This is a genomic window from Streptomyces sp. NBC_00669, from assembly GCF_036226785.1.
In the GTDB taxonomy this organism is placed as follows: domain Bacteria; phylum Actinomycetota; class Actinomycetes; order Streptomycetales; family Streptomycetaceae; genus Actinacidiphila.
On record NZ_CP109018.1, the window covers coordinates 3051638 to 3070780 of the forward strand.

The 19143-nt window shown below is 73.3% G+C and carries 19 protein-coding genes and 1 tRNA gene; 8 read left to right on the forward strand and 12 right to left on the reverse strand.

All coding sequences use genetic code 11. The features are described from left to right. Positions 1-23 precede the first annotated feature (23 nt). Positions 24-815 (forward strand): hypothetical protein, encoded by a 792-nt coding sequence (locus OG896_RS12265; protein ID WP_329364983.1) that lies wholly within the window; start codon positions 24-26, stop codon positions 813-815. Positions 816-850: 35 nt separating this feature from the next. On the opposite strand, the gene def is transcribed toward OG896_RS12265, so the two are convergent. The 7 genes from def to OG896_RS12300 form a co-directional block, all read right to left on the reverse strand. Beyond that, entirely contained in the window at positions 851-1474 is a 624-nt protein-coding gene (gene def / locus OG896_RS12270; protein WP_329364984.1) for a peptide deformylase, read from the reverse strand. A 121-nt stretch (positions 1475-1595) separates the two neighbouring features. Beyond that, a complete protein-coding gene (locus OG896_RS12275) occupies positions 1596-2600 on the reverse strand; it encodes a tetratricopeptide repeat protein (protein ID WP_328469062.1) in 1005 nt (334 codons plus the stop codon). Between the two features lie 125 nt (positions 2601-2725). Further along, positions 2726-3634 carry an HD-GYP domain-containing protein gene (locus OG896_RS12280; RefSeq protein WP_443057012.1) on the reverse strand — a complete coding sequence of 303 codons (909 nt, stop codon included), beginning with the start codon at positions 3632-3634 and terminating at the stop codon, positions 2726-2728. Between the two features lie 270 nt (positions 3635-3904). Next, complete coding sequence (rsrA, locus tag OG896_RS12285; RefSeq protein ID WP_329364986.1) at positions 3905-4225, reverse strand: mycothiol system anti-sigma-R factor; 321 nt, start codon at positions 4223-4225, stop codon at positions 3905-3907. Then, entirely contained in the window at positions 4222-4854 is a 633-nt protein-coding gene (locus OG896_RS12290; protein ID WP_328474474.1) for a sigma-70 family RNA polymerase sigma factor, read from the reverse strand. The genes rsrA and OG896_RS12290 overlap by 4 nt, the downstream gene beginning before the upstream one ends. 418 nt (positions 4855-5272) lie before the next feature. After that, a complete protein-coding gene (locus OG896_RS12295) occupies positions 5273-5932 on the reverse strand; it encodes an alpha/beta hydrolase family protein (protein WP_329364988.1) in 660 nt (219 codons plus the stop codon). Between the two features lie 91 nt (positions 5933-6023). Then, positions 6024-6839, reverse strand: coding sequence for an SOS response-associated peptidase (locus tag OG896_RS12300; RefSeq protein ID WP_329364989.1), 816 nt, complete (start codon positions 6837-6839; stop codon positions 6024-6026). A 201-nt stretch (positions 6840-7040) separates the two neighbouring features. On the opposite strand from OG896_RS12300, the gene OG896_RS12305 reads away from it, so the two are divergent. The 4 genes from OG896_RS12305 to OG896_RS12320 all read left to right on the forward strand — a co-directional run bounded on the left by OG896_RS12305 (position 7041) and on the right by OG896_RS12320 (position 10806). Then, positions 7041-7754, forward strand: coding sequence for a M50 family metallopeptidase (locus OG896_RS12305; protein WP_329364991.1), 714 nt, complete (start codon positions 7041-7043; stop codon positions 7752-7754). 255 nt (positions 7755-8009) lie between these two features. Then, the gene (gene aroA, locus OG896_RS12310; protein ID WP_329364993.1) at positions 8010-9368 is read left to right on the forward strand and encodes a 3-phosphoshikimate 1-carboxyvinyltransferase; all 1359 of its coding nucleotides are present in this window, start codon (positions 8010-8012) and stop codon (positions 9366-9368) included. An 8-nt stretch (positions 9369-9376) separates the two neighbouring features. Further along, on the forward strand, positions 9377-10378 hold the full coding sequence (gene rsgA, locus OG896_RS12315; RefSeq protein WP_329364994.1) for a ribosome small subunit-dependent GTPase A: 1002 nt from the start codon (positions 9377-9379) through the stop codon (positions 10376-10378). Positions 10379-10482: 104 nt separating this feature from the next. Then, the gene (locus OG896_RS12320; protein ID WP_328469047.1) at positions 10483-10806 is read left to right on the forward strand and encodes a DMT family transporter; all 324 of its coding nucleotides are present in this window, start codon (positions 10483-10485) and stop codon (positions 10804-10806) included. 180 nt (positions 10807-10986) lie between these two features. Here the strand turns inward: OG896_RS12320 and OG896_RS12325 are convergent, their stop codons facing one another. Further along, on the reverse strand, positions 10987-11541 hold the full coding sequence (locus tag OG896_RS12325) for a TetR/AcrR family transcriptional regulator (RefSeq protein ID WP_329364997.1): 555 nt from the start codon (positions 11539-11541) through the stop codon (positions 10987-10989). Between the two features lie 195 nt (positions 11542-11736). Between OG896_RS12325 and hisN the strand changes: the two genes are divergently transcribed. Continuing rightward, entirely contained in the window at positions 11737-12534 is a 798-nt protein-coding gene (hisN, locus tag OG896_RS12330; RefSeq protein WP_329364998.1) for a histidinol-phosphatase, read from the forward strand. Positions 12535-12661: 127 nt separating this feature from the next. Then, positions 12662-13054, forward strand: coding sequence for a CBS domain-containing protein (locus OG896_RS12335; protein WP_328469041.1), 393 nt, complete (start codon positions 12662-12664; stop codon positions 13052-13054). Between the two features lie 109 nt (positions 13055-13163). Here the strand turns inward: OG896_RS12335 and OG896_RS12340 are convergent, their stop codons facing one another. After that, the gene (locus OG896_RS12340) at positions 13164-14624 is read right to left on the reverse strand and encodes a catalase (protein WP_329365000.1); all 1461 of its coding nucleotides are present in this window, start codon (positions 14622-14624) and stop codon (positions 13164-13166) included. Between the two features lie 154 nt (positions 14625-14778). Between OG896_RS12340 and OG896_RS12345 the strand changes: the two genes are divergently transcribed. Next, entirely contained in the window at positions 14779-15189 is a 411-nt protein-coding gene (locus OG896_RS12345) for a Fur family transcriptional regulator (RefSeq protein ID WP_329365002.1), read from the forward strand. Here the strand turns inward: OG896_RS12345 and OG896_RS12350 are convergent. From OG896_RS12350 to OG896_RS12360, 3 genes are all read right to left on the reverse strand, one after another. Beyond that, positions 15155-16426 (reverse strand): HEAT repeat domain-containing protein, encoded by a 1272-nt coding sequence (locus OG896_RS12350; protein ID WP_329365004.1) that lies wholly within the window; start codon positions 16424-16426, stop codon positions 15155-15157. The genes OG896_RS12345 and OG896_RS12350 overlap by 35 nt on opposite strands. Before the next feature lie 225 nt (positions 16427-16651). After that, positions 16652-16728, reverse strand: a tRNA-Met gene (locus OG896_RS12355). Between the two features lie 455 nt (positions 16729-17183). Beyond that, the gene (locus tag OG896_RS12360) at positions 17184-19055 is read right to left on the reverse strand and encodes a tetratricopeptide repeat protein (protein WP_443057014.1); all 1872 of its coding nucleotides are present in this window, start codon (positions 19053-19055) and stop codon (positions 17184-17186) included. Positions 19056-19143: the final 88 nt, after the last annotated feature.

Here is a 19143-nt window from a genome sequence, read left to right on the forward strand (position 1 = left end):
GCTACCACGGAGCCGGCGTACCGATGACCGCGCCCGCCACCTCCAACTGGTCCCCCCCGCCGTGCTGGTACGAGCCCGAGTTCACTCCGAAGCAGTTCTCGGACTACATCAACAGCCACTACACGTCGGCGCAATCAGCCTGGGCGCAGATGGCGAGCGACTACGGCGCGAACGACTACCACAAGGGTGACAAGGGCGGCTGGTATCAACTGGTCACTCCCGACATCTCAAAGGCCGACGCCTGCGCCGCCCTCGACCCGTGGAAGTGGATCGCCCCCGACCAGCCGTCCACGCCGGACATTCCGACCGTCGACCCCAAGACGCTTGCCGGGCTCGCGTTCAATCGGACGATTCTGCCGAAGCCGGATATCACGCTGCGACCCATCGCCCAGAACCAACTCGTGAACCTGGATACGGAGATCGCGTTCGACAAGGCGCTGCCGAAGGTGTGGGTGACCGCGAGTCTGGACAACCCGGCCTTCGGTATTCACGTGGCGGCGACCACCACGGCCGTGCCCGTGCGGCTGACGGTGGACGCGGGGACGCAGTACGCGGACCCGCAGAACTGCACGTACGACCTGAAGGCGTCGGGCGGGAAGTACAGCGTGAACACCAAGGACGCGGGGTGCAACGTCACCTACGACAAGGCGTCGCCGAACGGCGGTTACCCGTTGAAGGCGAGCGTCGTGTGGGAGGTCACGTGGACCCCGTCTGCCGACCCCGACGGCCCGCCGAGCGCCCCGGGGCTGCCCAACGGCCAGTCCAGCAAGCAGTTCCAGGTCACCGTGCGCGAAGACCAGACCGTCAACCGCTGACGCGAGGAGGACGCGAAGGGGCCACGGGGGGCGGGTCAGTCGTTGGGGACCGTCTCGAACTTCGGGGTGGCCTCGGCCATTTGGCGCATGACGTCCTTGCGGTCGCGCTTGGAGAGGCGGTCGATGTAGAGGCGGCCGTAGAGGTGGTCGGTCTCGTGCTGGAGGCAGCGCGCGAAGTAGCCGGTGCCCTGGAGGACGACCGGGTTGCCCTGGAGGTCCTGGCCGCGGACGACGGCGTAGTCGGGGCGGGCGAGTTCCATGTAGGCGCCGGGGACGGACAGGCAGCCCTCGTTGGAGTCGTCGAGGCGGCGCCGGTCCGCGGGGAGTTCGACCAGGACGGGGTTGCAGAGCGCACCGACGTGGCGGACGTCGTCGTCATCGGCGCAGTCGTAGACGAAGACCTTGAGGTCGACGCCGATCTGGTTGGCGGCGAGGCCGACCCCCTCGGCGGCGCGCTGCGAGGCGAACATGTCGTCCACGAGGGCGAGCAGGCTGTCGTCGAAGGCGGTGACGTCCTTGCACTCGCGGTGCAGCACCGGGTTGCCGACCACCGTGATGGGACGAGCGGTGCCGCGCTCGCGGTGGGCCGACTCGCGGTCCGCCGCGTCGGTCACGTCGTCGACGAAGTCGACTTGCTGCTCGGTGTGCTGCTGGGACATCTCCGCCGTACGCCTTCCCGGAACCTGTAAGTGATCCTTCCCAGGGTACGGGACCGCGCAAGGGCGCGATGCCGCCGTCGTGATGCTCGGCACACCACGTCGACGCCCACCGCTTCGAGGGTCAGCACACCTCTTCGAGGTCCCGCCAGTCCCGGGTGTCGGGGCTGTCGGCCACCCACCCTTCGAGCAGCCCGCGGACCAGGCCGGCCGGCGCGGCGATGCCGCACTCCCGCTCGGGCGTCCAGCCCGGCTCCTCCCCGGCGGGGCTGAGGTGGCTGAGGTGACCGGGATGCCCGGGCTCGCCGTGGTCGTGCGGGTCGCGCGTCGCGGAGGAGCCGTCGTCGGTGGGCATCCGGCTCTCGGAACAGGTGCGGCACAGCAGCCGGACCGAGGACGACCAGTCCTCGGCGGCGTATCCGGCCTCGGCGGCCAGCCGCTCCAGGGCGTCGCGGTCCGCCTGGGTGCCGGCTTCGAGCAGCACCAGCCAGGTCGGCACGGGCGAAGGCGCCCACAGCTCGATCTCGTCGAAGACCGGGTAGACCGAGGAACCGGAGCCGCGCTCGGTGGCACGCTCGCCGTGCGGCACGCCGTCGTGGAGCACCACCTCGCCCCACCGGCGGCCGGAGGACGGCAGCGGGATGGAGAGCACCTCGATCCGGGCCGGGTCGAGCCGGCGGCCCCAGACCACCTCGGCCTCGCCCTCCGGGGACAGCCGCACCGCGGCGCTGCCGAGCGGCAGCCGCACGGACTCCTCGCCGGTGCGCTCGGCGGTCCCGGCCGGCATCCGCAGCCCGTACGCCTGCCAGGCGCGGCGGGCCAGCGGCCAGTCCTGGAGCGCGGTGGCGGCGATGCCGAGGTTCCACCAGTCCGGGGCGCCGACCGGGCGGTCCAGCAGCGCGACCGCGCGCAGCCCGGCGATCCGGGCCTGCGCCCAGTCGTGCCGGAACTTGTGCAGCAGCGCGAGGTTGTACCAGGACTCGGAGAGCCAGGGCTCCAGATCGGCGGCACGGGTGAGCAGCGCGCCGGCGTCCTCGTAGCGACCGTCGTCGATCAGCGTGAACGCCCGGTCGGTGGCCTGGCGCCACGTGGGCGACGGCCGGTGCCGCACTCTTCCGAAGATCTTCAACGTCGTATCCCGCCTGCCCGCTCAGCCGGTCGGCCCGATGCGGCCCGTACCACCCTGTACGACACCAACCTTGCACATTCTGGCCGTTGTCTCAGCCCGAGCCCGCCGCTTGCGGAACGCGGGCCTCACCCGACTCCCTTGCCCTTCGCACCGGCATCCAACCATGCCCAGGTCGGAGGGTGCGCGGGCACCCTGGCCAGCAGGGGTCCCTCGACCGCCGCGGTCGCCCCGCACAGCGCCGGCAGCGGCCGGAGCCGGGCCGGTGCGCCTGGTTCGACCGGTGCGGCTGGTGCGGTCGGTTCGGCCGGTGCACCGAATACGCCGGATACGTCGCGCCCGTCGCGTACGGCCACCGGGTCGGGAACGACGGGCGCCGCCGGCACCGCGGGCACCGCGAACCGCGGCCGCGCCGCCAGCGCACCCGCCAGCGCCTCCACCATCATCGGGTCGAACTGCGTGCCGGCGCACCGCCGCAACTCGGCCATCGCGGGCGCGTGCGGCCGGGCCGAACGGTAGGTGCGCGTGGACGTCATCGCGTCGAACGCGTCGGCCACCGCCACGATCCTGGCAGCCTCCGGAATCCGCCCGCCCGCGAGGCCGTACGGGTACCCGGTGCCGTCGATCCGCTCGTGGTGGTGCAGAACCGCGGGGCGGGCCTCTCCGAGCACGGAGATGCCGCGCAGCACCCCGTCGCCGTCGACCGGGTGGAGTTGGACCACGCGTCGCTCCTCGTCCGTCAGCGGACCGTTTTTGCGCAGCAGCCCGGTGGGCACCGCGAGCTTGCCGATGTCGTGCAGGGTGCCGCCGAGCCGGACCGCCTCCACCCGGGCCGCGGGCGCGCCGAGTTCGCGGGCGATGAGCGCGGCCAGCCTGCCGACCCGCTCGCTGTGGCCCCTGGTGTAGGGGTCCTTGAGTTCCAGGGCCTGCAGCAGGGCCTGTACGGTCGCCTGCTGCGCCTCCTGCCGGACCCGGCGGGCACAGGCGGAACCCCAGCAGACCGCGGGCGGCTGCGAGCGGCGGTGCGCGGGTGACACGGCGACAGCCTCCTGTCCGTACGAAGATGTACGAGACTCAGGAGGATAGGGCCGTAGCGGGCGGCTATGAGGGTTTTGCCGCCATTACGCCGGAAGGGGGGACCACCACTCACCCGTAGGAGTGATGTACGGCCGAGCGGCTTGACGGCGTCCAGACGGTCGCGTGGTAGGGCGTAAAGCCCTCAGGCGGCCGCGAGTTCGGGCGGTGGCGGCAGGTTCGGGGCGGGTGCGGAGCGGTGCGCGGGCCGGGCTGCCAGACCGGCCCGGCGGTCACGCGGAGGGTGCCTCGGTCGTGGTGATCTCGGCGCTGAGCGCGTCCTGTTCGGGCACGGCCTCGCCGCGCCGGACCAGCTCGATCCGCATCATCACCTTGGAGCGCAGGTCGCTCGGTACGTCGTCGGAGCCGCAGCAGCGCTTCACCAGCTTCTTGACCGCGACTTCCAGGCCGTACTTCTCCAGGCACGGGTGGCACTCGTCGAAGTGCTCCCGGAACTTGGTGCAGGCATCGTCGGACATCTCCTCGTCGAGGTACTCGTAGAGGTGGTCGAGCACCTCGGAGCAGTCCGTCTCATGTGCGTCTCCGCAGCTCATGAATCCGCGCCCTTCTCATCTGCCACGCCCGCGGGGACGAGTCCGCGGTCCCGGGCGTAGTCCTCCAGCAGTTCGCGAAGCTGGCGACGCCCGCGGTGCAGCCGCGACATCACGGTGCCGATGGGAGTACCCATGATGTCCGCGATCTCCTTGTAGGCAAAGCCCTCGACATCGGCGAGGTACACCGCGATGCGGAACTCCTCGGGGATGGTCTGGAGCGCCGTCTTCACGTCGGAGTCCGGCAGATGGTCCAGCGCCTGGGACTCCGCGGAGCGCAGGCCGGTCGACATGTGCGACTCGGCGCGCGCCAGCTGCCAGTCCTCGATCTCCTCCGAGCCGCTGCGCAGCGGCTCGCGCTGCTTCTTGCGGTAGGAGTTGATGAAGCTGTTGGTGAGGATGCGGTACAGCCACGCCTTGAGGTTGGTGCCCTCGCGGAACTGGTGGAAGGACGCGTACGCCTTCGCGTAGGTCTCCTGCACCAGGTCCTCAGCGTCGGCCGGATTGCGGGTCATCCGCAGTGCGGCCGAGTACATCTGGTCGAGGAACTCCAGCGCGTCCCGCTCGAAACGCCGGCTGCGCTGCGCTTCGGTCTCCTGTGCCGCCCCCGTGGCCGTAGGCACGGGTGGCACCCCCGAACCGGACGCACCCGCGGTGCTCGCCGTGCTGTCGTCGGTGCCGGTGACCGGACCCACCTCCTCGATAACGCCGGCGCGCCCAGAAGTGGACCCGCCCGCTTGGGAGGATATTGCACGGGTGGTGGACGTGCTGGTCGTGCCCTTGCCTCGGTCCTGCTCCGGCCACCGGGTCCAGTCCAGGTACGGCGCGGCGGCGGCCTGACCGGCGCTGAGCGGCGCGGACTGCGCGCTCACCTGTGCGGCGGCCTCCTCGCGTGACCGGCATGCGGCTGAAACCATGCGGCTGCCTCTCTCACCCTGTGTGGTACCGCCGGCGCGGTCCCTGTCGACACGCACAACAGCGCGCGCGCTGTCGTCATTCCCGGGAAGGAGAACTGCGCCCGCACGGCCTACCACGCCGGGTGGAGAGCGTTCACGCCGGGGCGGCGAACCCCAGCCCGGTGAGCCATTCCGCGACGGTTCCGGTCAGCAGGGCGAGTGCCGCCTCCTGGGTGACCGGCGCCCGCTTGGGCACCACGAAGCCGTGGTCGCCGTAGGGCACCTCCACCGGCCGGCGGTCCGCCGGGAACTCCTCGGGCCGCCCGAACGTGTCCGCGCCGCCCTGCACCCCGAGCAGCGGCAGTACGGCGGCGGCGCCGGCCAGCTCCTCGTAGCGGGACTTCTCCGGCTTGCCCGGCGGGTGCAGCGGGTACGCCAGCGCGAGGACGGCGGCCGCGCCCAGCGGGTGGGCGGTGCGGCAGGCCACCCGGGCCCCCGCGCTGCGCCCGCCGGCCACCACCGGCAGCCCGGGCGCGGCCAGCCGCGGCCACACCGCGGTCCATCCGACGTCCAGGGTCCTGGGCGCCGGTGCGATCTTCTTCCCGGCGACCCTCCAGGGTTGCTCGACCAGCGCGACGTTCACCTCGCGCTCGGGCAGCGCGGCGGCCAGCGCGGCCAGGTCGCGGGCCGTGATGCCGCCGCCCGCGCCGTGCCCGAGGGCCAGCACGCAGCGCGCCCGGCCCTCGGGGCGGTGCCAGGTGATCCGGGCCGGGCCCGCTGGGGTGTCGACGAGTTCGGCGTCAGGGGTGTCCACCCGCCAAGCCTGCCAGAGCCCCGGCGCGGCGCGGGGGAACGGCGCCCGCCCCGGCCGGGAGCGGCGCGGACCAGACCCGGAGCGCCGCGGATCAGAAGAGCATCTCCTCCTCCGGCGCCGGCAGTTCCACCACCAACTCCGGTCCGTTGTTCCGCACGTTGCTGACGGCGGTGCCGACCGGGTGGGCCCGCAGCAGCCCGGCGGGCGGGGCGGAGAGCAGGTCCTGGAGCACGTCGGGGTCGGTGGTGCCCGGGTCCAGCCAGGCGTTCCAGCGGTCCGGGGTCATCATCAGCGGCATCCGCGGGTGGATGTCGTGGAGCGCGCGCGGACCGGTGCCGTCGTATCCCGCCAGGTCGGTGCTCTCGGCCTCGGTGGTGAGCACGGTGCACGTGGCCCACCAGGCGCGCGGGTGGCCGTCGGGCAGGGTGCCGTCGCGCCAGAACTCGTAGAGCCCGGCCATCGCGAAGACCGAGCCGTCGGCGGGGGTGACGAAGTACGGCTGCTTGCGGGAGCGCTTCTTGCGGCCCTCCTCCTCCAGCTGCCGCTCCTGGACGCCGGTCACCCACTCGAAGTACCCGTCGGCGGGTACCAGGCAGCGGCGGGCGGCGAGCGCGCGGCGGAAGGACGGCTTCTCGGCGGCGGTCTCGGCGCGGGCGTTGATGAGCCGCACCCCGACGTCGGGGGTCTTCGCCCAGGACGGCACCAGGCCCCAGCGCAGCGGCCGTAGCTGTCGTACCGGATCGGGGGAACCGGAGTCCCGCACAGGTCGGTCGAGTATGACGTAGACGTCCTTGGTCGGAGCGACGTTCCAGTCGGGCGCGAGGCTCTCGGTGGGGTCCCACCGCTGGACCTCGAAGAGGTCGACGAGATCTTCGGGTTTCCGGCTCGCCGCATATCGACCGCACATGACTGCCACACTGCCACGACCGCGGGCCCGACTGACAGCCCGGCCGCACGATCCGGCCGGGACGATCCCGCCGACGACCCGACCGACCGTCCGACCCGACCACCCGACCGGCGACCCGACCCCCAACCCGGCCCGACCGCCCGGCCCTTACCGAACCGGCACCGCCGGGGCCGCGGGAGAAGCGAGAGGAACGAGCACCGCATGAACGTCGCGAGCATCACCGAGATGTGGGACCGGCTGACCGGTACGCAGCCCGACCCCTCGCACTGGCTGGTGGGGGCGACCGCGCTGATCGCGCTCGCCGCCGTGGTGGTGCGCGGCGCCTGGCACGTCACCCGCAACGCGGTGACGATCGCGCACGAGGGCGGCCACGGCCTGATCGCGCTGCTGACCGGCCGCCGGCTGCAGGGCATACGCCTGCACTCCGACACCTCGGGCCTGACCGTCTCCAAGGGCAAGCCGCACGGCCCGGGCATGGTGCTGACCGCCGCCGCCGGGTACACCGCTCCCCCGCTGCTCGGCCTGGCCGGGGCGGGACTGCTGACCGCCGGGCACATCACCGCGCTGCTGTGGGGGGCGACCGCGCTGCTCCTGGTGATGCTGGTGATGATCCGCAACGCGTACGGGGTGCTGACCGTCGTCGTCACCGGCGCGCTGTTCCTGCTGGTGTCCTGGCTGACCGACGCGCAGGTGCAGGCCGCGTTCGCGTACCTGGTGGTGTGGTTCCTGCTGCTGGGCGGGGCGCGGCCGGTCGCTGAGCTCCAGGGCTCCCGGCGCAGGGACCGCAGCGGCTCCTCCGACGCCGACCAGCTCGCCCGGCTGACGCACACCCCGGCGGCCCTGTGGCTGCTGCTGTTCTACGTCGTCGCGCTGTGCTCGCTGTTCGCGGGCGGCCGCTGGCTGCTGATCCGGTAGGAACGGGTCCGGGCCGGGCCGGCGCGGGCCGGGCCGATCCGACGGTGGCCGCTGATCAGGTCATCAGCCCGGGGCCGTATCCGGGACCGTCCCGGGCGCCGGTGCCCGGATCGGCGGTCCCGGGGCGCGCCTCCTCACCGCGGGCCACACGGCAGAGACCTGGCGGGGCCGAGGGTAGCCGCACCCTGTTTCCAGCGGATTTCGCCGCTTTCGCCGACTTATCTCCCCGTACCCGAGCCACTAGGCTTGCTGCCCATGACCGACAGCACCGCGCAGACCGACCTGTGGCCGGCCCCGACCGCGCCCGCTGCCGTGGACGCGACCGTCCAGGTACCGGGCTCGAAGTCGGTGACCAATCGCGCCCTGGTGCTCGCCGCGCTGTCCGCGGAACCCGGATGGCTGCGCCGCCCGCTGCGCAGCCGCGACACCATGCTGATGGCTGACGCGCTGCGGGCCATGGGCGTGCAGATCGACGAAACGGTCAACCCCGACGGCGGCGAGGCGTGGCGGATCATCCCGGCCGGGCTGCACGGCCCGGCCACCGTCGACGTCGGCAACGCCGGCACCGTGATGCGCTTCCTGCCCCCGGTGGCCGCGCTCGTCGACGGCCCGGTCCGCTTCCAGGGCGACGCGCGGTCGTACGAGCGCCCGCTGCACGGCGTCATCGACGCCCTGCGCGCGCTCGGCGCCCGGGTCGACGACGAGGGCCGCGGCTCGCTGCCGCTGACCGTGCACGGCGTCGGGTCGCTGTCCGGCGGCGCGGTGGACGTCGACGCGTCGTCGTCCTCCCAGTTCGTCAGCGCCCTGCTGCTGTCGGGCCCGCGCTTCAACAAGGGCCTGGAGCTGCGGCACACCGGCCACCGGCTGCCGTCGCTGCCGCACATCCGGATGACCGTCGACATGCTGCGCAAGGCCGGCGCCAAGGTCGACGCCCCGCAGGACGGCGGCACCGCCAACGTGTGGCGGGTCGCCGCGGGCGCGCTGCTGGGCCGCGACCTGACGGTGGAGCCCGACCTGTCGAACGCGGCGCCGTTCCTGGCCGCGGCCCTGGTCACCGGCGGCCGGGTCACCGTGCCCGGCTGGCCGCGCCTGACCTCGCAGGCCGGCGACGCGCTGCGCGACATCTTCACCCGGATGGGCGGCTCCTGCGAGCTGACCGACCACGGCCTGACCTTCGCCGGCAGCGGCCGGCTGCGCCCGCTCGTCGCCGACCTGAGCGACGTCGGCGAGCTGACTCCGGTGATCGCGGCGGTCGCCGCGCTCGCCGACGGCGACTCGGAGCTGTCCGGCATCGCCCACCTGCGGCTGCACGAGACGGACCGGCTGGCCGCGCTCGCCACCGAGCTCAACGGCCTGGGCGGCGACGTCACCGAGACCGAGGACGGCCTGCTGATCCGCCCCCGCCCGCTGCACGGCGGGGTGTTCCGCACCTACGACGACCACCGGCTGGCCACGGCGGCCGCGGTGCTCGGTCTGGCGGTGCCCGGCATCGAGGTGGAGAACATCGCGACGACCGCGAAGACGCTGCCGGACTTCGCCGAACTGTGGACGGGCATGCTGGCCCGGCCCGGGGCCGCGCCCGGGCCCGCCGGCACCGGGCCGGGGCGGGGCTGACGGCCGCCATGCGCCGCTACGGCAAGAACCCCGACGAGGACGACATCCGGGTCCGCCCCAACAGCAGGGGCACCCGCCCGCGCACCTCGATCCGCCCCAAGCACGAGGACGCCGCCGAGGGCATGGTGCTCACCGTCGACCGCGGACGGCTCACCGTCCTGGTGGACGACCGCGAGGTCACCGCGATGAAGGCGCGCGAGCTGGGCCGCAAGTCCGCGGTGGTCGGCGACCGGGTGGCCGTGGTGGGCGACCTGTCGGGCGTCAAGGACACCCTGGCCCGGATAGTGCGGGTGGAGAAGCGCACCTCGGTGCTGCGCCGCACCGCCGACGACACCGACCCGTACGAACGGGTGGTGGTCGCCAACGCCGACCAGCTCGCCATCGTCACCGCGCTCGCCGACCCCGAGCCGCGCCCCCGGATGATCGACCGCTGCCTGGTCGCGGCCTACGACGCGGGACTGACCCCGCTGCTGGTGCTCACCAAGTCCGACCTCGCGCCGGCCGAGCCGCTGCTGGAGACGTACGGCGCGCTCGACGTGCCGTACGTGGTCACCAACCGGGAGGACTTCCTGAGCGGCGGGGTGGACCAGATCCGCCGGCGGCTGGCCGGACATGTCACCGCGCTCGTCGGACACAGCGGCGTCGGCAAGACCACGCTCGTCAACGCGCTGGTGGAGCGGCAGCGGACCACCGGCGTGGTCAACGCGGTCACCGGCCGCGGCCGGCACACCACCACCTCGGCACTCGCGCTGCCGCTGCCGGGCGACTCCGGTTGGGTGATCGACACTCCCGGGGTGCGTTCCTTCGGCCTGGCGCACATCGATCCGTCCCGGGTGGTGCTGGCCTTCCCCGACCTGGTGCCGGGCACGGAGGGCTGCCCGCGCGGCTGTTCGCACGACGAGCCGGACTGCGCGCTGGACGCGTGGGTAGCCGCAGGTCATGCCGAGCCCGCCCGACTGGACTCGCTGCGGCGGTTGCTGGCGACACGTGAGCCGCACGAAGGAGACTGACGGTACCCCCATCGGTTCCCCGGCCCGGCTGTGTGATGATCGGCTGCGAACACAGGCGTGCGACGCACGGCGGAACGACGGATACGGATACGGAGGCACACCCGATGCCCTGGCTTCTCGTGGTGGTCGCGGGGCTCTTCGAGACAGGATTCGCGGTGAGTCTGAAGCTGTCCCACGGCTTCAGCAGGTTGTGGCCGACGGTGGCCTTCTGCCTGTTCGCCCTCGGCTCGTTCGGCCTGCTGACCCTCTCCCTGAAGAAGCTCGACGTCGGACCGGCGTACGCGGTGTGGACCGGCATCGGCGCGGCCGGCACCGCGATCTACGGCATGGCTTTCCTCGGTGACCTGGTCTCCGCGCTGAAGCTCGTGTCGATCTCGCTGGTGATCCTCGGAGTGATCGGCCTGCAGATCTCCGGTTCCTCCCACTGACCTCGCGCCTGCCGCCGACCTCGCTCCTGCCACTGCCCCCGCGCCGCCCGCGGCCCCGGAGCCACCCGCGCACGGCGCCCGGCCGAACCGCTGCCGCGCGCACCTGACGTCACGTCAACGGCCGGTCCCAGGCTTGACGTCCCGCCAAGGTCCGCCATCAGCACGTCTCCTGACGTCCCGTCACCTGCGGTGCCGGGCCAGCAGGCTGCGGACCAGCTGGGCGATCCGCACGCAGGCGTCCTCGTCGCTCGGGGCGGGGGCGACGACGTAGGAGACGGTGAGGCGGATGGCGGCGTCGCAGGCCCAGGCGATGTCGTCGGCGGGCAGCCGGGGGAAGGCGCGGGTCAGGGAGAGGGCGGCGCGGGCGCGCAGCGCGTCGGCGAGGTCGGGCAGCGGCGGGTGCGAGGTGCGGTCGCCGGCGAGGGCCGCGCGGACCAGCGGGCTGCGGCGGGCGTGGCGCAGCGTCCAGCCGGCCGCGGCGGCGAACCGTTCGCCGGCGTCGCCACCGTCCCGCTCGGCGCGGGCGAGCGCCTCGTCGACGCCGGCGAGGTAGGTGTCGGTCTCCCGCCGGGCCAGTGCGCGGGCCAGCCCGTCCTTGCTGTGGAACTCGTTGTAGAGGGTCTGCCGGGAGACTCCTGCCGCCGCGGCCACCTCGACCATCCGGACCTCGGTCCACGACCGGTCGGCGAGCGCGGTGAACGCCGCTTCGAGGAGCGATTCGCGCACGGTAGGCATCGTTGCCTCCCCAATACCGCAAGCGTCGTGGGCCGCGGGCAGCGGGCGTGCCGAAAGAATTGACGCGGGCCGACGCGCTGTCAAGGCTCCGCGACGGTCTGTGTCGGGCCGGGCCCGGCGGTCCCGCCCGCGGGCCCGCGCAGGCGCCGTGGACGTGATGGCCGCGGACCTGGCCGAATCGATACTGTTCGGCACATGCCCGATTACAACGACGACCTGCGGCTGGCCCATGTGCTCGCCGACGCCGCCGACGCCACGACCATGGAGCGGTTCAAGGCGATCGACCTCAAGGTGGAGACGAAGCCGGACCTGACCCCGGTGACCGAGGCCGACCGGGCCGCGGAGGAGCTGATCCGGAGCCAGTTGGGCCGGGCCCGGCCACGGGACGCGGTACTCGGCGAGGAGTACGGCAGCGAGGGCGGCGGCGCCCGGCGGTGGATCATCGACCCGATCGACGGCACCAAGAACTACGTGCGCGGCGTGCCGGTGTGGGCGACGCTGATCTCGCTCGCGGTGCGCGGCGAGGGCGGCGACGAGGTGGTGGTCGGCGTGGTGTCCGCGCCCGCGCTGGGCCGGCGCTGGTGGGCGGCGAAGGGCGGCGGCGCGTACACCGGGCGCAGCCTGACCTCGGCGACCCGGCTGCACGTCTCACGGGTCGGCCGGCTGGAGGACGCCTCGTTCGCGTACTCCTCGCTGCACGGCTGGGAGGAGGCGGGCCGGATGGAGGGCTTCCTGCACCTGACCCGGAACTGCTGGCGGACCCGCGGGTACGGCGACTTCTGGCCGTACATGATGGTAGCCGAGGGCTCGGTGGACATCTGCGCCGAACCGGAGCTGAGCGTCTGGGACATGGCGGCGAACGACGTGATCGTGCGGGAGGCGGGCGGCCGGTTCACCTCGCTGGAGGGCGAGTCGGGGCCGTTCGGCGGCAACGCGGCAGCGTCGAACGGGCTGTTGCACGAGGAGCTGCTGGGGTACTTGGGACGCTCCTGACCCTTGCCTCACGCGGAACAGCATGTGAACATGAGAATACCCCCGCTTGTGAATATGTGAAACCGTTCACGGAAGGCCACGGCAGGCTTGCGCGGACGGCTCACCCCCTTTCTGGAGGTGCCCCCACATGCTGGTCCGCGACGCGATGAGCACGGTGGTCCTGACCATCGGCCCCGCCCACACCCTCCGCCAGGCCGCCCGCCTGATGTCCGCCCGCCGAGTCGGCGCGGCCATCGTCCTCGACACCGACACCTGCGGCCTCGGCATCCTCACCGAGCGCGACATCCTCGACGCGGTCGGCGCCGGCCTCGATCCCGACGACGAGCACGCCCACGCCCACACCACGACCGACGTCGTCTTCGCCGCACCGGCGTGGACCCTGGAGGAGGCCGCCGCCGCGATGGTGCACGGCGGCTTCCGGCACCTGATCGTGCTGGACGGCCGCGAGCCGGTGGGCGTGGTCTCGGTCCGCGACATCATCCGCCTGTGGGCGCCGGCCCGGTCCGCGGTGCCGGCGTAGGGCCCGAAGGACGCATAACGCCTGTCGGGCTCGTGGCAGGCGGATACCCCGGAGGGGGCCGGAGCCCCGTGGCGTCCGGCCCCCTCCGGTTTTACGGTCAAGCGCTGGTTCAGCCGCGAAGGGCCTGGACCGCGGCGTCCAGCCGCTTGCCGTAGTCAGCGTCCGCCTGGCGGAAGTTGGCGATCGCCCGCTCGACGATGTCCTCGCGCGAGACCTGGGCGAGGGCGCCCGCGAGGTTGTCGATCAGGCGTGTCCTGGCGTCCTCGTCGAGCAGCCGGTAGAGGTCGCCGGCCTGCACGAAGTCGTTGTCCTCGGCGTGCGAGGGCGCGGCGCCGTACTGGGTGGCGCCGGCGACGGCGGTGGACTCCCACAGCGGGCGGCCGGTCTCGACGGGGCCGCCGAAGCTGTTCGGCTCGTAGTTCTTGGCGCCCTTGTGCCGGCCGTCGTACAGGTGGCCGTCACGGGCGTGGGTGCGTGCCTCGGTGGCGTGCGGGCGGTTCACCGGCAGGTGGTCGGCGTTGGCGCCGACCCGGTAGCGGTGCGCGTCGCCGTAGGCGAACAGCCGGCCCTGGAGCATCTTGTCCGGGGAGGGGCCGATGCCGGGCACGAAGTGCGCCGGGCTGAAGACGGACTGCTCCACCTCGGCGAAGACGTTCTCCGGGTTGCGGTTCAGCTCCAGCCGGCCGATCTCGATCGGCGGGTAGTCAGCGTGCGGCCACACCTTGGTGAGATCGAACGGGTTGAAGCGGTAACCCGGCGCGTCGGCCGCCGGCATCACCTGGACCTGCACGGTCCAGCTCGGGAAGTCGCCGCGCTCGATGGCCTCGCGCAGGTCGCGCTGGTGGGAGTCCGGGTCGGTGCCGGCCAGCCGCGCGGCGTCCTCGGCGCTGAGGTTCCTGATGCCCTGGTCGGTCTTGAAGTGGTACTTCACCCAGAAGACCTCGCCCGCCTCGTTGCTCCACTGGTAGGTGTGCGAGCCGTACCCGTTGAGGTGGCGGTAGGAGGCGGGGATGCCGCGGTCGCTGAAGAGCCAGGTCACCTGGTGGGTGGCCTCCGGGCTCAGCCCCCAGAAGTCCCAGACGTTGTCCGGCTCCTGGGAGCCGGTGTACGGGTCGCGCTTCTGGGTGTGGATGAAGTCGGGGAACTTGAGGGCGTCCTTGATGAAGAACACCGGCGTGTTGTTGCCGACGAGGTCGTAGTTGCCCTCCTCGGTGTAGAACTTCAGCGCGAAGCCGCGCGGGTCGCGCACCGCGTCCGCCGCCCCGAGGTTGCCCGCCACGGTGGAGAAGCGCAGGAACGTCTCGGTCTGCTTGCCCACCTCGGAGAGGAACTTCGCGCGCGTCCACTGCGACACGTCGCGGGTCAGCGTGAAGGTGCCGTACGCCCCCGCGCCGCGGGCGTGCACCACGCGCTCCGGGATGCGCTCGCGGTTGAAGTGGGCGAGCTTCTCCAGCAGGTGCTGGCTCTGCACGAGCACCGGACCGCCGAGGCCGGCCGTCTCGCTGTTCTGGTTGTCCGCAACGGGCGCGCCGGACTCCGTGGTCAGCGGAGCCGTCTCCTGAGCAGTCACGTCATGTCTCCCTGGTGTCGGGCTGACCCTCGGCCGCCGCCGGGCCTCTCAGCCGGTGTCAGACTCGATCCTACGATAGACATTGTCCAAGTCAAGACGAGAGTCATCTGTGGACCATGTCGTCTTCAGGACCCCGACTGTTAGGCTGGGACACATGAGCGACCTGTTGGAACGACTACGCGAACGCGGCTGGCGGATGACCTCCCAGCGGCGCGTCGTGGCCGAGGTGCTCGACGGCGACCACGTGCACCTCACCGCCGACGAGGTGCACGCCCGCGCCATCGCCCGCCTGCCCGAGATCTCGCGGGCGACGGTCTACAACACGCTCGGCGAGATGGTGAGCATCGGCGAGATCATCGAGGTCACCACCGACGGCCGCGCCAAGCGGTACGACCCGAACGCGCACCACCCGCACCAGCACCTGGTGTGCGCCGACTGCGGCACCGTGCGCGACGTCCACCCCACCGGCGACCCGCTCGCCGCCCTCCCCGTCGACGAGCGCTTCGGCTTCACCGTCTCCGCCGCCGAGGTCACCTACCGCGGGCTCTGCCCGGACTGCGCATAGCCGTTCGCCCACCCCGTACGCCGATCCGCTCGGCCAGCCGGCGCACCGCCGGCTCGGTCCGGGTCCGGCCGATCCACAGCGTCTCCGGCGGCACGTCGTGCGGCACCCGCGCCAGCCCCCCGAACACCTCCCTGGCCACACCTGGGTCCGGATCGTTGGCCAACGGGGCGAGCAGCGGCACCAGTTCGTACGGCTTGGCCAGCCGTCCCACCGCGCGCGCCGCCGCCCTGCGCACCGCCGCACGCGGGTCGGGCAGCAGCCGGGCCAGCGCCCCCACGTCCGCGGCGTCGCCGCACTCCCCCAGGCCCGCGGCGAGCCCGGCCAGCAGCCCCGGCGCGGCGTCCGCCGCCTTCACCGCCTTCCGCAACTGCTTGCGGTAGACCTCCGCGGGCGGCTCACCGCGCTGGTAGAGCTTCCAACGGGCCTGCGCCCGCACCATCCTGGCCCGATCCGCCAGCGGCGCCACCAGCCGCGTGGCCGGCACGTCCGCGGGCAGCACCGAGACCGCCAGCTCGCGCACTCCCGCACCACTCGCCCATAACAGCCGCCCGGCCTGCTCCGGGTCCAGCTCCAGCAGCCGCTGCGCGCACAGCCGCCGGCACACCTGGTCGCTGTCGTGCAGCGCGGTGCGCAGCAGGTCGCCGCGGACGTATTCCCCCAGGTCCAGGGCGAGTTCGACACCGAAGCGGCGCACCGGCGGATCGGCGTGCCCGGCCAGCACCCGCACCGCCCGGCACTGCGCCGGCTCGCCCAGCACCGACCGGTACCCGGCGAGCAGGCCCTGCGCCCGCCGCCTCTCCCCGACCCTCAGCAGCACGCCCACCACCGCGGGCGCCTCGTCCGGGGCGGTACGCGCCAGCAGCGCACCGCGCGCCCCCGCAGCGACCTGCGGCACCCAGTCCACCGCCCGCACCGCCAGCGCCGCCGCGGGCAGCGGCCCCCCGAACGCGGCCAGCGCCTCCACCGCCGCCTGCCGCACCCGCCCGTCCGCCTCCAGCGACGCAACGAGCCCGCCGAGCAGATCGGATGACGGTACGACAGCCTCCGCCGCGGCCGGCACCGTACGCACCCGCTCCGGGCACCGCGCGTGCCGGTCCAGCAACGTCAACAGCCCTGCGGGCGCCCGCCCCAGCGCCTCCACGGCCGCACTCCGCGTCTGCGGGGTTCCCCGCTCCACGGCCCCGCGCAGCCGCGCCAGCAGCGCCCTCACGTCCTCGGGGCGCCGCCCCTCCACCACCCGCCCGCACCACGCGGCCCACCGCGCCGCCTCCGCGGCCCGCTCCGCGGATACGTCAACCGCCTCTGCCCGACGCCGCCTGCGCAGCAACCCGCCTCCCGGCCTTGCGCGACTCTCCACCCCCATCGTCCCGCCCCACCCGGCCCCCACCAAGCAGCTTCACCCGGACTTTGCCCGAACAACACGTAAGCCCGAAAGCAGTTGCTTTCGGGCTTACGTCCTACGTGGTAGCGGGGACAGGATTTGAACCTGCGACCTCTGGGTTATGAGCCCAGCGAGCTACCGAGCTGCTCCACCCCGCGTCGTTGTTCCCTCACCATACCCCGCCCCACCGACCCCACCAAATCCCTCCCCCAATCCCCCTCATTCCGCCCCCACCAAAAAGGCAACCCCCAGGGGCACCCACCCAGGGGCGCGAGGAACTGCGCGACCAGCCCCCCACCCACCGCACACCAACAACCCCACCGCAAGGCAAACCCGAAACCCCAAGGGGCACCCACCCAGGGGCGCGAGGAACTGCGCGACCAGCCCCCCACCCACCGCACACCAACAACGCCACCCCAACAGGCACCCACCCAAGGGCACGGGAAGCCACCTCCCAAGCGAAACCCTGGCGAAGAACCGACCACCCCCCACCAAAAAGGCAACCCCCAGGGGCAGCACCCCAGGGGCGCGGGGAACTGCGCGACCAGCCCCCCACCGGCAGGTGGTCCGGGAGCCGACAGCACCAGCCACCCCGGGCGGACCGCCCCAGCGATCACGCAGTGAGTTCGTGGGAAACCGCCGCAGTGAGCCGCGCCGCCCGCTCCGCCACCTCCGGGGGCCCGCAGTCGATCGCACGAGCACACCACGACTGCGCGGCCGGCAGGTCCCCACGCCGCGCCGAAAGCAGCGCCATCCGCAAAGCCGCCCGCCCGTGCCCCGCCTCCGCCGCACGGGTCCACCAGAGCGCGGCCTCCGGCTCGCTCCCCTCCCGCGCGAACAGCAACCCGAGGTTGAACGCCCCGTTGCGCGACCCCGCTTCGGCCGCGAGCCGGTACCAGTGCGCGGCCTCGACCACGTCACCCCGCTTGGCCGCGCCCATGCCGAGCCGCACCTGAGCGCGGCGGTGCCCCTGGCGCGCCGCGCGCTCGTGCCACTCCTCCGCCTCCTCGGCGACCTCCGTGCGCCCCTCCTCATGACCGTCGAGGAGCGTGCCGAGGCGGAAGGCCGCCTCGGGGCTGCCGCCGCCGGCCGCGCAGCGCAGATGCCGCTCGGCGGCGTGCTGGTCGCCCTCGCGCTGGAGCGCGATCGCGACCTGGAGCGCGGCCTCGGCGTGTCCGGCCGCGGCGGCGTGCTCGTACCAGCGCCGCGCGGTGGCGTCCTCACCGCGGGAGGCGTGCAGGATGCCGAGGTTGAAGGCCGCGTCGATGCTGCCGGACTCCGCGGCCTTGGAGAACCACGGCTCCGCGCCGGCCGCGTCCCCGCGCTGGAGCAGCAGCACGGCGACCGCGTTGGCGGCCTCGCGGTGCCCGGCGTACGCGGCCTTGCGGTACCACTGCTCGGCTTGCGCGGCCCGGCCGTTGCCCGCGCAGAGCAGGCCGAGGTTGTACGCGCCGTTGACGTCGCCCGCCTCCATGGCGGTGCGGTACCAGCGCTCGGCGGTCTGCGTCTCGCCCTCCTGGGCGTGCAGGGCGCCCAGCGCGTTCGCCGCGTTGCCGTCACCGGCCTGGGCGGCACGCCGCCACCAGGTCGCGGCCAGGTCGACGTCGCCGGCGTCGCGCAGCAGGAAGCCCAGCGCGCACGCGGCGCGGGCCTCGCCGTCACGGGCGGCCGTCAGGTACCAGCGCTCGGCCTCCTTGGTCTCGCCGCGCTCCTCCAGGAGCGTGCCGAGCCGCAGCGCGGCACGGCGGTGCCGCTTGGCGGCGGCCTGGCGGTACCACTGCTCGGCCTCGCGCTCCTGGCCGCGGACCGCGCAGATCCGGGCCAGCCGGTAGGCGGCCTCGCGGTGGCCCTGCTCGGCGGCGCTGCGGAACCAGCGCTCGGCGGCGACGTCCCGCTGGTGGTCGAGCAGGTCGGCGAGGGCGTACGCGCCCAGGGCGTGGCCGGCCTCGGCGGACTGGCGCAGCCAGTACTCGGCGCCGGGCTCGTCGCCACGCTCGCGCAGGTGGCGGCCGAGGGCGTGCGCGGCGGGCGCGGAGCCGGCGACGGCGGCGATCCGCCACCAGCCGGCGGCCTCCTCGGCGCAGCCGCGCTGGTGCAGCAGCAGGGCGAGGTTGTTGGCGGCGGCACGGTCGCCGTCCTGGACGGCGCCCCGCAGGTAGGGCTCCGCGCCGTCGAGGTCGCCACGGCGCAGCAGCAGGGTGCCGAGCGCGCTCATCGCGCCGGGGTCGCCCGCGTCGGCGGCCACCCGGTGCCGGGCCTCGATCTCGGCCTCCTCGCGCATCGCGAGGGTGTCCTCGTCGGGCAGGTCACCGAGCAGGGCCGGCGCCATGGCCGAGGCGTCGTCGGGGGCGCCCGCGGACTCCTGCGCGGGCTCGGCGCTACGGGGCGCGGGCAGCAACTCGGCCACGGTCACGGCCTTCCGGCCCGTCGGCTCCCGCTCCTCACGGTTCTGACGAGTGTTCAGCAGTCCTGCACCGTCCCCCATAAGCCCCATGGTCGCACCACCTGTCAGCGGCGTACACCTGGTATACCGCACCCCGCTTGGTCACTTCGGCGTTTTATCGACTTCCCGA